Origin of the sequence: Rhizobium sp. S163, from assembly GCF_030380805.1 — a bacterium.
GTDB lineage: Bacteria > Pseudomonadota > Alphaproteobacteria > Rhizobiales > Rhizobiaceae > Rhizobium.
Genome location: NZ_JAUDSA010000003.1, coordinates 951553 through 964435 on the forward strand (window position 1 = coordinate 951553; position 12883 = coordinate 964435).

Annotated in this window: 12 protein-coding genes and 1 pseudogene; 7 read left to right on the forward strand and 6 right to left on the reverse strand. The window is 59.4% G+C overall.

Annotated elements, in window-relative coordinates; genetic code table 11:
* Positions 1-52: 52 nt before the first annotated feature.
* A pseudogene (locus QTL96_RS04915) lies at positions 53-317 on the reverse strand (D-amino-acid oxidase); the annotation flags it as partial.
* 153 nt (positions 318-470) lie between these two features.
* Here QTL96_RS04915 and QTL96_RS04920 point away from each other — a divergent pair.
* The gene (locus QTL96_RS04920; protein WP_289727176.1) at positions 471-1202 is read left to right on the forward strand and encodes an SDR family oxidoreductase; all 732 of its coding nucleotides are present in this window, start codon (positions 471-473) and stop codon (positions 1200-1202) included.
* Here QTL96_RS04920 and QTL96_RS04925 read toward each other — a convergent pair.
* The 5 genes from QTL96_RS04925 to QTL96_RS04945 form a co-directional block, all read right to left on the reverse strand.
* Entirely contained in the window at positions 1153-2091 is a 939-nt protein-coding gene (locus QTL96_RS04925; RefSeq protein WP_289726892.1) for a LysR family transcriptional regulator, read from the reverse strand. The two genes, QTL96_RS04920 and QTL96_RS04925, sit on opposite strands and share 50 nt — an antisense overlap.
* A gap of 306 nt (positions 2092-2397) precedes the next feature.
* Positions 2398-2760 (reverse strand): hypothetical protein, encoded by a 363-nt coding sequence (locus tag QTL96_RS04930; RefSeq protein ID WP_289726893.1) that lies wholly within the window; start codon positions 2758-2760, stop codon positions 2398-2400.
* Positions 2750-3034 (reverse strand): hypothetical protein, encoded by a 285-nt coding sequence (locus tag QTL96_RS04935; protein WP_289726894.1) that lies wholly within the window; start codon positions 3032-3034, stop codon positions 2750-2752. The genes QTL96_RS04930 and QTL96_RS04935 overlap by 11 nt, the downstream gene beginning before the upstream one ends.
* A gap of 309 nt (positions 3035-3343) precedes the next feature.
* A complete protein-coding gene (locus QTL96_RS04940; RefSeq protein ID WP_289726895.1) occupies positions 3344-3958 on the reverse strand; it encodes a general stress protein in 615 nt (204 codons plus the stop codon).
* Positions 3959-3979: 21 nt separating this feature from the next.
* Complete coding sequence (locus QTL96_RS04945) at positions 3980-4291, reverse strand: PepSY domain-containing protein (protein WP_289726896.1); 312 nt, start codon at positions 4289-4291, stop codon at positions 3980-3982.
* A gap of 604 nt (positions 4292-4895) precedes the next feature.
* On the opposite strand from QTL96_RS04945, the gene QTL96_RS04950 reads away from it, so the two are divergent.
* The 6 genes from QTL96_RS04950 (at position 4896) to QTL96_RS04975 (ending at position 12843) form a co-directional block, all read left to right on the forward strand.
* A complete protein-coding gene (locus QTL96_RS04950; protein ID WP_289726897.1) occupies positions 4896-8327 on the forward strand; it encodes a response regulator in 3432 nt (1143 codons plus the stop codon).
* A complete protein-coding gene (locus QTL96_RS04955) occupies positions 8324-9163 on the forward strand; it encodes a CheR family methyltransferase (RefSeq protein ID WP_289726898.1) in 840 nt (279 codons plus the stop codon). Before QTL96_RS04950 ends, QTL96_RS04955 begins: the two co-directional genes overlap by 4 nt.
* On the forward strand, positions 9160-9726 hold the full coding sequence (locus tag QTL96_RS04960; protein ID WP_289726899.1) for a chemotaxis protein CheB: 567 nt from the start codon (positions 9160-9162) through the stop codon (positions 9724-9726). Before QTL96_RS04955 ends, QTL96_RS04960 begins: the two co-directional genes overlap by 4 nt.
* A 1-nt stretch (position 9727) precedes the next feature.
* Positions 9728-11284 (forward strand): response regulator, encoded by a 1557-nt coding sequence (locus QTL96_RS04965; protein WP_289726900.1) that lies wholly within the window; start codon positions 9728-9730, stop codon positions 11282-11284.
* Between the two features lie 208 nt (positions 11285-11492).
* Complete coding sequence (locus QTL96_RS04970) at positions 11493-11891, forward strand: YsnF/AvaK domain-containing protein (RefSeq protein WP_289726901.1); 399 nt, start codon at positions 11493-11495, stop codon at positions 11889-11891.
* Positions 11884-12843, forward strand: coding sequence for a YsnF/AvaK domain-containing protein (locus QTL96_RS04975; protein WP_111562212.1), 960 nt, complete (start codon positions 11884-11886; stop codon positions 12841-12843). Before QTL96_RS04970 ends, QTL96_RS04975 begins: the two co-directional genes overlap by 8 nt.
* The last annotated feature ends 40 nt before the right edge of the window (positions 12844-12883 follow it).

The window sequence follows — 12883 nt, forward strand, 5'->3', positions numbered from 1 at the left end:
CCGCTACAAGGGGCCTCCCAAAGCTTCCGGGCTAACGCGCCGGACCTAGTCCTCACTGCCTGTCTACGAACCTCTCCGGTCTGAAGCTTGCGAGGAGCGGATGGCGCTCTCCCGTCGCAATTTCGTCCGCGAGCAGTCGCTGGCGGTCAGTCCGAGCGTGGCACCGCTATGGCTGAGCGCGACGAGTGGCCGGGGGACTGAGACAACTCGCCGAAGACCGATCCGCCATCGCCCGGAGTCGGCTTGAGCCCGATGCCGCAATCCTTCAACCCCAACGCAGGATGACCTTCGAGCACTTTCGACGCTTCCTCAAGAAGTAGCCTCAGGTGGCGAAGATGCGCTGTTTGACCGGCGAAGGGAGGCCGGGTTTAGGAGTATCGGATTCCCCGATGACGGTATCGGTTATATCCGTTTCCTTGCCAGCAAGATGTCTGGCATTTGGTCTGCAGTGGAATTTGCAGGGACGCCGGATGAAAATTTTAAAAGGTTCGAGAATTCTGGTCGTTGGCGGGAGTTCTGGCATGGGGCTGGCACTAGCTCGCCATCTGCTCGACAGCGAGATGGAGGTCATAATCGCCGGGCGCGACAAGGGGAAGCTACTGTCGGCCACTGAGACGCTCGGCAGCTCCTCGCGGCTCTCGACCTTTTCCGTCGATGTCACGCGGGAAGATGAAGTCGCCAGCCTTTTCGAAAAGCTCGAACCGCTCGACCATATAGCAACCACGGCTGCGGACATTCGCGGCGCCTACGAGCTTCTACCCTCTCTTGATATGGCAGCGGCACAACGGGCCATCGAGAGCAAAGTGTTCGGCCCGCTGCTGCTTGCCAAGTATGGCGCGCCCAAACTCCGTGAGGGCGGATCGCTGACGTTCACGTCCGGCGTCGCCGCTTATCGTCCGGCCGCCAGGGGAACAGTGGTGGCAACCATCAACGCTGGCTTGGAAGGCTTGGTGCGGGCTCTTGCGGTGGAACTGGCGCCCCTCCGGGTAAATGCGGTATCGCCAGGTTGGGTGGATACGCCGATATGGGAATTCGTTGCGGTCGACAGAAAGGCAGAAACCCTTGATGCCATGGCACAAAGGCTACCCGTGGGCCGGATCGGCCGCCCGCAAGATATTGCCGATGCCATCGCCTTTGTGATGGGGAACGGCTTCACGACGGGGACGGTGCTTCATGTCGAGGGCGGTCATCGGCTGGTCTGAGAGACGAACAATTCGCCTTCACGTCCTCCAGGAACGCCTTCACTGCCGGAGTCTGGACCCGCCGGCGTCGCCAAATTACACTTAGTGGCACGGCCAGATCGAGGTCGCCCCATTCGATTGCTTCTATCTTGCCGCCCTCCAAGGCGGACTCGACAGCCAGTCGCGGGACGAGTCCCAAGCATGAGCTTCTCGAAACGAAGTTGATGATTGCGCCTATGCTCTCCACCTCGGCAGCAAGCTTTGGACTTGGAACTCCGCATTTCGATAGAAACTCGTCAAAGATGCGGCGATAGATACATCCGGTTCCTGTCACCACGAATTCTTGGGCAGCCAAAAAAGCGGGGCTAAATTTTCCTTCGCTTTTACGGACACCTCGCCTGCAAATAAGGGCAAGCGGTTCCGGCGTCAGCGTCCTCAATGCGAACTTGTCCGCCGGTACATTATCGTGGAAGCTCACCGCGACATCGATCTCCCCTTCTCCGAGCCGCCTCAACAACTCGCCGCTACCGGCCACTCGTAGCCTAACATCCACATTGGGATGTTCTGCCCCGAAGCCTGGTAACCAGGCAGCCAGACGGGAGGAGGCAATCGTTTCAAGCGCGCCGATCGTCAATCGCTGCCGTTCCGGGCGAACAGTATTCGTCACCGCGATCCGAGCCTCGCCGTCCAGCCTCAACATGTCCTCGGCGTAGGGTCGAAGTGCGCTTGCGGCCGGCGTCGGTACAAGGCCTGTTCTCGACCGTACGAAAAGAGAGACCCCGAGCTGGCTTTCAAGAGACTGGATCTGGTCACTGACGCTGGATTGTGCCAAATGCACTTTCTCGGCCGCGCGAGTGAAGCTGCGATGGTGCAGTACCGATAAGAACGTTCTGAGAAGTCTTGGGTTCATAGCCTGCAGTTGCCATCCGTCGAGCCAGATTCAAAGCCGCACTCCGATTAGTGCCACTCTACTCGCTTGACGGCAATACCGGCTTCTCGTTTAGTATCGTTGAGGTCGGCTTGAAGAGCCGAAACGATCTGCTGCGGATAGCAGCGCCTTCCCTCCTGACCTTGAGCGCCGTCCCGTAGTCCGGCATCAATTTCCGAAGATAACTCAAACTTCGCAGGGCATCTGCCGATCCCGTCTCTCCGAGATTGCAGAGACGATGTAGAGATCCGTTGGGTCAATCGTCAACGCGCGAAGGTCGTCTTGGTGCTACTTCGTCTTTTCCGTTCCAGACGGCGTGGTCACCTGCGTCGGGCCGCTGCCACTGCCGCTTGGAGTGGGAGACCTGTCGGTCGCCTCGGGCGGACGGCTGCTGCCGTCGGCAGGATTGTCATCGAAGGTGCCGGCTCCGGAGGGCTGGGCGTTGATTGGGTCGGTCTTCGTCGAGGTGGTCGACTCTTTATCCTTGTCGATGCTCTCGCCCCACATCTCGACGCCGCCCCATGCCAGCAGTGCCAGCACCAAGCCACAGATCAGAACCATGAGAACCGGCCTGCCATAACTTCCTTGACGGGCCTCGGTCGCTGTTTCCGTGACCTTGGGCGATGTGGGATCGCTGCTCTTAATGACCATCGTGACTCTCCTTTGAACCCTGGCTCGAGGCATCAAACAGTGTCTTGTCGATCTCTTCGAGAACCAGCCGGATTTCACGGACCGGTCTCCTCTTGTTGTCGAAGACTTCTACCGACAACATGTTGTACTCGCCACCAGGAAGCCCATCGGCTGCCATTTCGGTCAGCGCTGTGCGAGCCTCCTCGATCGCCGCTTCAGCGTTGTCGAAGTCGTAGGCCATCTCCGTGGGCCGGACACCTTGGTGATCGAGAAGCTGGAAATAATATGTCGCCATCGCTGACCTCACCATCCGCCGATGACACGAAGGACGACGTCGATGAATGGGTTCGACATTTTGGGCGGCGTGGGGATTTCACCGGCTTCATCCGTAGAGCCACGGTGGGGCGATCGCACCTCAAGAAGCCTTGGGACGGCCGGCATAGCCGGTCTTCCGATTTCCAGGCATTCACTGGCGTCTCTCTGCGGCATCCGCTCTTCCTCCCATCGTTAGGAACGAAAACGTCGACCGTGCAAAAAGGTCCCATGACTGCAGCAAAAAAGCCTCGCAGCGACTGCGAGGCTTCTGACGTTTGGACTTGGCGCATTAGAGCCGGTTGACGCGGTAGCGGTCGCGTTCGGCGGCGATCTGCTCGTCCGTGTAGGGATCGGCGGTCTCGTCGAAACGTGTCCAGCCCTGTTCCGCGTACCGTGCCCGGCGGTCTGCGACGTCGACGCGCGGCGAGCTATTGAGGATCCCTTCGGCAGACGCCCGGTGCTCGTCTTCCACACGAGCGGTGACGACGGAGCCGCCGCGACGAATGCTTTCCGCGTAGAAGTTCGCGTCCTCTTCCGGCACGCCGGATTCAATCATTGCACCGACGATGCCGCCGACGGCGCCGCCCGCGACAGCGCCGGCAACCGCACCGGCTGCCGTGGCGGCAAGCCAGCCGGCTGCAACGACCGGGCCTACGCCCGGAATTGCGAGCATGCCGAGGCCAGTCAAAAGACCGCCTGCACCGCCCGCGACCGCTCCGATACCGGCACCTGTCCCAGCGCCTTCACCTGCCCGAGTGCCCTGCCCCTCGACGTCGGCGTCGCCGTTGGCTTTGTTGGTGACGATACTGATGTCGTCAGACGCGACGCCCGCATTTTCGAGCGCGCTCACGGCCGCCTTGGCGTCGTGGTAGCTGTCATAGAGTCCTGTGATCGTGGTCTTCATGGGATTCCTCCGTTATGGTTTTTACTTGGCCATGGTGACGTTGCCCTGGAAATCCAGGGAGACGTTGCCGGGCTTGCCGTCCTTTGAAGCAGTGGCGCGCCAGACGCCCTGATCGTCGAGCTTCAGATCGGTCACATCCTTGTACCCAGCTTCTTCGATCCGGGACTTGGCCTGATCTTCCGTGAAGCTGTTTTTGCCAGCGACCGGCGCGGCGGGGTTCTGTTCGGTGTTGACCGCAGGGGTGGTCTGCGACGTGCTCGGGGTCTCGCTCTGGGCGAAGGCAGCAGATGCGGCCAATACTACGCCCGCGGTCAAAATAGCGATTTTCTTCATTGGTGTTACCTCCTATGTCGATGAGCCAGAAACACTTGAAAAAGACAGAAGTTCCAATGATTTATTTATGAATGCAAATGTTGCGAGTCGGCGTTATCACGCTATGGCCGACCGTCTTTTTCAACGGATGTCGCCGCGCCTTCGCAGTTTTTCGGTCGCTTAGGGGCGGTTACTTACCATCCATTCGTCGCTTCCTGCAGCTCGTGCGCTAAGGACTCGCCTGGGTCAGGGTAGTCTCAGGCATTCGCTGCACGCCTCCTCTGCCCTTGCGCCCGGTCTCCCTTAGGCCAGGTCGCAAAACGCACGCCCTGTCTCGATGAAAGCGTCCGTAGGTCGTATTCAACGACTTCGAATACCGTCTGCTGGTCTTGAAGACGTAGGGCGTCGGTTTCGAGGGGCGTTAAAAGGCGTCGCTGCCGAAACTCCTGACTATGGTCCTTCCGTGGCCCAGTTCTGCACGACCTACTTCAGGAGCGCCTCCTCAGAGGATCCGAAGGTACGGGACTGGTGCGGGCGAACGGGCCCGAATGATAGTGTACAAACATTCCCGACATGATAAACCGCCTGCTTCTCCTCCCTGATCGACCCCAAGAGCGAGCTTCTAATGAATCAACGCGGTCTTTCCCCTTCCACGCGAACGCTTGGCCTTGATCCCGTCGTCGCTTTCGGCCTTGCCGGGGCCATCGTGTTTTTCATCGTCAGCGCGGCTATAGCCTACTTGAACCTCCAATCGCTGCGCCAAAACAACGACCGGGTCGTCCATTCGCATGAAGTGATCGTGTCGATGGACGAACTCTTGTCCAGCGTTCAGGACGCCGAAACTGGGCAACGAGGTTTTCTTCTCACGAACAACCCGCGTTACCTAGAACCCTATGACGCCGCGCTCGCGACCATACCCGAGCGTTTCAGTGAAATCGAGAAACTGGTCGGCGACAACGACGAACAGCAGGCTCGGATCGCCATTCTCAAGCGCCACGTGGCGGCAAAGCTCGCAGAACTGAAACAGACTATCGATCTTCGCCAGTCCGAAGGCGCCGAGGCCGCACTCGCAGTGGTAAATTCCGACCGCGGCAAGGAGGATATGGACGCGCTACGTGCACAATTGACGGTGATGAGCCAGGCTGAGAGCCAGGCGCGCGCACAGCGGATCGCTGAAATGAACAGCGCCTACGGCACTGCATTTCTAAGCACGCTCCTCGCGGGTGCGCTCGGAATTCTCCTCACAGCGGCTATAGGTGTGCTGATGCGGAGAGCCACCCTCGCACGGCGCCGCGAAGATTGGTTGCAATCGGGCCAAGTCGGACTGAGTTCGGCAGTGATCGGCGATCAGCGCGTTGAGCAGCTCGGCGACAGCCTTCTGCAGTTTCTCTCGATTTATGCCGGCGCTGTCGCCGGTGCCGTATTCGTGGCCGACGCCGATGTCTACAGACAGACATCGACCTACGGAGTTCCGGACGGGGTCGACATTCCTAAGCATTTCAAGCGCAAGGAGGGGCTTCTGGGACAGTCGGCTGCCGATGGTCAGCCACTTGTCATCGACGACGTGCCGGACGGGTACCTTGCCTTCGGTTCCGCTTTGGGGCGGGACAAACCTCGCCATCTCGTCATCTCCCCTGGCGCGGTCGACGGTTCGGTGAACACCGTCGTCGAGCTCGGTTTCCTGCGTCCCGTCGACGAGAGCGTGCTTGCACTGCTGGAGCAGGCGTCGTCGACCATCGCAACTGCAGTCAGGTCGGCCAAATACCGAAGCGACCTTCAAAATCTGCTCGAGGAGACGCAGCGGCAGTCGGAAGAGCTTCAGGTCCAGAGCGAGGAACTCCGCGTTTCCAACGAAGAACTCGAAGAGCAGAGCCGAGCCCTGAAGGAATCCCAGGCTCGTCTTGAGCAGCAGCAAGTCGAACTGGAGCAGACGAACTCCCAGCTCGAAGAGCAGACGCAGCAACTTGAAGGCCAACGCGACGAGCTGGAGCGGGTGAACGCCTCCGTCCAGCTAAAGGCCCGCGAACTCGAACAGGCCAGCCGCTACAAGTCGGATTTCCTCGCCAACATGTCGCATGAGCTCAGGACACCGCTTAATTCGTCGCTTATCCTCGCCAAGCTTCTCGCTGACAACACGGACGAAAACCTGACCGCAGAGCAGGTGAAGTATGCGCAGACCATCCAGTCGTCCGGGAACGATCTTCTCAACCTGATCAATGACATTCTGGATCTGTCTAAGATTGAGGCTGGCCATGTTGAAATCCGAGCAGAGCAGATCGCCGTCGACAGGCTCGTTGGCAATCTGCGTCGGGTATTCGATCCAGTAGCCCAGTCCAAGCAATTGGGGTTCGAGGTCGAGATCTCCCCGGAAAGCCCCTCGGTCATTGAGACGGACCTGCAGCGACTTGAACAGGTGCTCAAGAACCTTCTCTCGAATGCCTTCAAATTCACCGAGCGAGGCAAGGTCACGCTTTCGATGAAACGGGCAAGCGATGGGAAGATTGCTCTTTCCGTATCTGACACCGGGATCGGCATTGCGCCGGAGCAGCAGCGAAGCATCTTCGACGCCTTCCATCAGGCGGACGGAACGATCAGCCGGAAATACGGCGGCACGGGCCTCGGGCTTTCCATCTCCAGGGAACTTGTCCGCCTGCTTGGCGGCGACGTCCAGTTGAAGAGCCAGGAAGGAAAAGGCAGCACGTTTACGGTAACCATTCCCGAAACCTATGACCCGGCGAAGGTGCTTGCGAAGGCCGAACCCCGTGCTGCTGGTGAGCCTTCTTCTACGACGAATGTCACTGCGAGCTCTCCGCCCTCCTCTGCGAGGCATCGGGCCCTGGAAGACGATCGGGCAGCGCCTGCCGACGAAAAGCGCGTGCTCCTGGTCATTGAAGACGACGATACCTTCGCCGCGATTCTCCGGGACCTCGCACGCGAGATGAACTTCCGTACGCTTGTGGCCGGCACCGCCCAGGAAGCGCTGGACCTCGCGAAACAACACATGCCCAGCGCCATTGTCCTTGATGTCGGACTGCCCGACCAGTCGGGTCTTTCGGTACTTGATCGACTGAAGCGCGACGTCAGAACGCGTCACATTCCCATCCACATCGTGTCTGCGGAAGACTATTCGGAAACGGCATATTCGCTGGGAGCTGTCGGCTATGCGCTGAAGCCGGTCAAGCGCGAGCAGTTGGTGGAGGTCCTGGAAGGATTGGAAGCCAAGCTGTCGCAGCGGGTCCACCGGGTTCTCATTGTCGAGGACAACGAAGTTCAGCGCGAAGCGGTGGCCAAGCTCCTGACGTCGCATGACGTCGAGACAGTGAACGCTGGAACCGCTGCTGAATGCCTCGAATTACTGAAGGAGCAGACGTTCGACTGCATGGTTCTCGATCTGTCGTTGCCAGACGCGTCAGGATATTCACTGCTTGAGACGCTTAGCCAGGACGGCGACCACTCTTTTCCGCCCGTCATCGTCTACACCGGCCGCGAGCTTTCCGCGGACGACGAGCGACGTCTGCGCCGGTATTCGAAGTCGATCATCATCAAGGGAGCAAAGTCTCCGGAGCGCCTGCTGGACGAGGTGTCGCTCTTCCTTCACCAGGTGGTCTCGGAACTGCCCGACGAGCAACAGAAGATGATCCGCAAGGCCAGGAACCGCGACGCGCTGCTGGAAGGGCGTCGGATCCTCGTAGTCGAAGATGACGTGCGCAACGTCTACGCGTTGACGAACATCCTGGAACCGCGCGGCGCGATCATAGAGATTGCGAGAAACGGTCAGGAAGCGCTTGATCGGCTCAATAAGCCCATCGATGCTGTTGCGTTCCCGATCGACCTCGTGCTGATGGACGTGATGATGCCGGTGATGGACGGACTGACCGCGACACGCGAGATCCGCAGGAACCCCGAGTGGAAAAAGCTTCCCATCATCGCGTTGACCGCAAAGGCCATGCCGGACGACCAGGAGCGGTGCATCGAAGCTGGCGCGAACGACTACATGGCCAAACCGCTTGACGTCGAAAAGCTGTTGTCCCTCGTCCGCGTGTGGATGCCGCGATGACGGAGACCCCTTCCCCGGAAAAGGTCGAGGACATCGAGATCCGACTGCTGTTGGAGGCGGTGTACCTGCGCTATCATTACGACTTTCGGAACTACTCGATGGCTTCGGTAAGGCGCCGTTTGCGGCAGGCGCGGGATCAACTTGGATACCCCACGATCTCCGCCCTTCAGGAAAGCGTATTACATGACCCCCGACTGCTTCCCCGCCTACTGGGATACCTGACGGTCCAGGTCAGCGAGATGTTCCGCGACCCGAGCTACTTCCGCGCTATCCGTGAGAAAGTCGTTCCTCATCTTCGGACATACCCTTCGCTGAAGGTCTGGATCGCGGGCTGCAGCGGCGGCGAAGAACTTTACTCGACGGTGATCCTGTTCCGAGAGGAAGGGCTGGAGCAGCGGACGATCTTCTATGCGACCGACATCAATCAGGACGCTCTTCGAACTGCCGAAGCCGGCGTCTACGACCTCGATCGCATTCAGCTCTTCACCGAGAACCACCGGAAGTCCGGGGGCAGATCGTCGCTGTCGGATTACTACAGCGCCGGCTACGGACGAGCATCCTTCGACAGGACGTTGCGTGAGAAGGTCGTGTTTTCCGACCACAGCCTGGCGACGGACGCCGTGTTCGGTGAAATGAACCTAATTTCCTGCAGGAACGTCCTGATCTATTTCGAACGCCCGCTGCAGGATCGCGTTCTGGGGCTTTTCAAAGATTCGCTGGCGCGGAAAGGCTTCCTGGGGCTCGGAGCTAAGGAGAGCCTGCGTTTCTCCGCCCACGCCCCATCGTTCACGGATTTCGCTCGAGATGAGAAGATTTACCAGCGGGGGAACCGATGACCTTACTACGTCCCGAAGTCGTGGTAATAGGTGCGTCTGCCGGAGCTCTGGATGCCCTGGGCACGATCTTGCCTGCTCTGCCTTCCGACTTCGCTACGCCGATCATCGTGGTGGTTCACGTTCCGCCCGACAAGCCAAGCGTGCTCGCCGAGCTTTTCGCTGCGAGGTGCGCGCTGGGTGTTCGTGAAGCGGAAGACAAGGAGCCGCTCACTAAGGGAGTGGTGTATTTCGCGCCGCCCGACTACCACCTGCTGGTCGAAAGCGATAGAACCCTGTCGTTATCGACGGAGGCGCCCGTCCTTTTTTCGCGCCCCTCCATCGACGTTCTTTTCGAAAGTGCTTCGGATGCCTTCGGGCCTGGTGTTGTTGCACTGGTTCTGACAGGAGCGAACGAGGACGGCGCAAGGGGTCTGAAGGCTGTAGCCGACGCCGGGGGCAAGACGATAGTTCAACAACCGGAAACGGCCTTCGCGTCCGCCATGCCGGAAGCGGCGCTCGGGGCATGTCCCGACGCCGTCGTCATGGAGCTTGGTGAGATGGCAGCATACTTAAGGAGGTTTTGAAATGGACCCAGTAAAATTTCTGCTCGTCGACGACCTGAGCGAGAATTTGCTTTCGCTCGAGGCGCTTCTCCGTCGCGAAGGGTTGATGCTTCTGAAGGCGCAGTCCGGTGACCAAGCCTTGGAACTCCTCCTCGACCATGACGTCGCCTTGGCACTGATCGACGTCCAGATGCCGGGACTGAATGGATTCGAGCTCGCCGAACTTATGCGGGGAAATGAACGCACGCGCCGGGTTCCGATCATCTTCGTGACCGCCGGCACTACGGATGGTCAGCGCAGATTTCACGGATACGAGGCCGGAGCAGTCGACTTCATTCAAAAGCCGATCGAAGCCGATGTGCTGCGGAGCAAGGCGGACGTTTTCTTCGAACTGTATCGTCAAAGACAGCAGATCGCAGCTCAACGAGATGAACTCGAGATGCAGGCGAAGGCGCTGCAGCAAGCGGATCGCCGGAAGGACGAGTTTCTCGCCACCCTGGCACACGAACTCCGCAACCCCCTCGCGCCCTTGCGCCATGGTCTGGACCTGCTCCGAATGAATCCCGACAGCAAGTCTGCGGGCGAAGTGAAAGAGATGATGGACCGGCAGCTCGTCCATCTGGTTCGGCTCATCGACGACCTTCTCGACGTCTCTCGTGTAAGTCAGGGAAAGATCGAATTGCGTAGGAACAAAATACGGATTGACGAGGTATTTCGTTCCGCGATCGAGGCCAGCCGTCCGACGATCGACGCCGCCTCGCATTCCTTCGCAAGTCATGTTCCCGACGAACCGATTTGGATTGAGGCAGACGAGACCCGGATATCGCAAGTGGTATCGAACCTGCTTAACAACGCCGCAAAGTACACCCCTCCCGGCGGACGCATCGTCTTGTCGGCACGGAACTTGGAAAACGAGGTAGTCATTGACGTCGAAGACAACGGCGTCGGCATTCCGCCCGAAAAGCGCGGCGACGTCTTTCGATTGTTCTCTCAGATCGACGATCATCTACAGCGCGCCCAAGGTGGGCTCGGCATCGGTCTCGCGCTCGTGCAGCAACTCGTCACCATGCATGGCGGAAGCGTGGAGTCCACGGCGCCCCTGACGGGGACGGGAAGCGTCTTTAAAGTACGCCTTCCCCTAGCGGCGGCTCCGGAAGAGCCGCGCCATGAATCAAGCTCCGGCGTGGCTTCTTTCGCGAGGCGCCCGTTGAAAGTTCTGGTGATTGACGACAACGAGGACGTTGCGTTTACGCTCGCGCTGATGCTCGAGGAGCTCGGTCACGAGTACCATCTCGTACACGATGGCCGGAAGGCCTTGAGCGAAGCCCAGGGCTATGGACCAGATGTCGTCCTCCTGGACATCGGACTTCCGGGAATGGATGGATACGAAGTCTGCAAGGCCTTTCGTGAAGCGGGCCTGATCGATCTGCCAATCATTGCGCAGACAGGATGGGGGCAGGCTGAGGATAAACAAAAGTCGGTCGAGGCTGGCTTCAACTTTCATCTTACCAAACCCGTCCCTCTGGACGAGCTTGAGCGTACGCTGGCGGCAGCGACAGGCCTCCCCAAAGCCCATTGACTTGTTGCTTTGCCGGCTCTCCCCATACGGGACACGGCCGCCCCGCGGGACGGCCTTGTCGCTCCTGCGGCTCCATCGCTCGGGATGGCAGATGATCGGGTTGGGAAATTCGTAGCAGAAATCAGCGAGCCTGCGAAGATCGAGCGTCGTCGAATTTCTTCGGAACCATGCGGAATCGTGCTCGTTAGCTTGCGGAAGGAAAATCCGCATGGACGATAAGGACACGATACAATTGGTGGAAGAAGAGCTCGTCCTGGACAAGCAGGCGGTCTCGGACGCTCGAATCCTTGTCAGCACGCGGACGCACACCGTCCGGGATTTCGCCGATGTGGAGCTCGGTAGGGAAGTGGTCGACGTCGAACGCGTAGCGTTCGGCACGGTCGTCGATGTCGCACCGAAGATCCGCATCGATGGCGACGTCACCATCATTCCAATCCTTGAAGAAAGACTTGTCGTCGAAAAGAGACTTGTCCTCGTCGAGGAGCTCCGGATCACGAAACGCAAGTCCTTCCGAACCGAACGCGTCGAGGCCGATCTGCGGAAGCAGACAGCATCGGTCGAGCGCATCAAGGTCGATGAAGCAACCGAGGAGACCTCAAATGGCTGACCTTTACAACGACACCACAGGCGCAGTGACTTCCAACCCGGCAAACAACACGCTTAGTGCGTTCTTCGATAGCCGGAGCGACGCCGAAAACGCCGTTCAGCGTCTCAAGGACGCGGGCATTCAGGACAACGCCATCCGATTCATGCCAGGCTACGAGGCAGACGGCGGGGTGGCTGGCAGCAGGGAACGTTCCGGCTTCTGGGCGGGCCTCGCCGATTGGTTCTTTCCGGACGAAGACCGCGCGACTTACGCCGAAGGTCTCAGCCGAGGGGGTTTCCTGGTTTCCGTTCAGGTCGACGGTACGAATTACCAGACCGCACATGACATCTTGGATGACGAGGGTTCGATCGACATCGACGAACGCGCGGATACTTGGCGCACCGAGGGCTGGGATGCGCAACGTTCGACTGAGAGCTTCGCAACATCGACGTATGACGCCTCCCCGCAGGCCAAATTCGGCGACGACCTCGACAGGGTGACGCAGTCGTCCGCATCGACCCGCGAAGACGCATTCGACGCCGGCTCGCGCGACGAGACAATTCCGGTGGTGGAAGAAAACCTTCGGGTCGGAAAGCGCGACGTCAACAATGGCTCGGTTCGCGTGCGTTCCTATGTTGTCGAGACGCCGGTCCGTGAGAACGTCAGCCTTCGCGACGAGAACGTCGAGATCGAGCGTCGCTCGGTAGACCGCCCGCTGACCGATGCGGATCGCGCTTTCCAGGATCGGACGATCTCCGCAGAAGAGCATCACGAGGAGGCAGTCGTTCAGAAGGAGGCGCGAGTCGTCGAGGAAATCGGCATTCGCAAGACAGCCGGCGAACGAACAGAGACAATCGAGGAAACCGTTCGTAAAACAGAGGTTGAGGTGGACGACCAGCGTACCGGCGGACAGTCGCAGGACGGCTTTGGCCAGTCGCAGAACGGCCAGAACCAGACTTTCCGAAGAGATTGATCTGAGCCAGATTTGCAATAGAAGGCCCGGCATCTTTGTC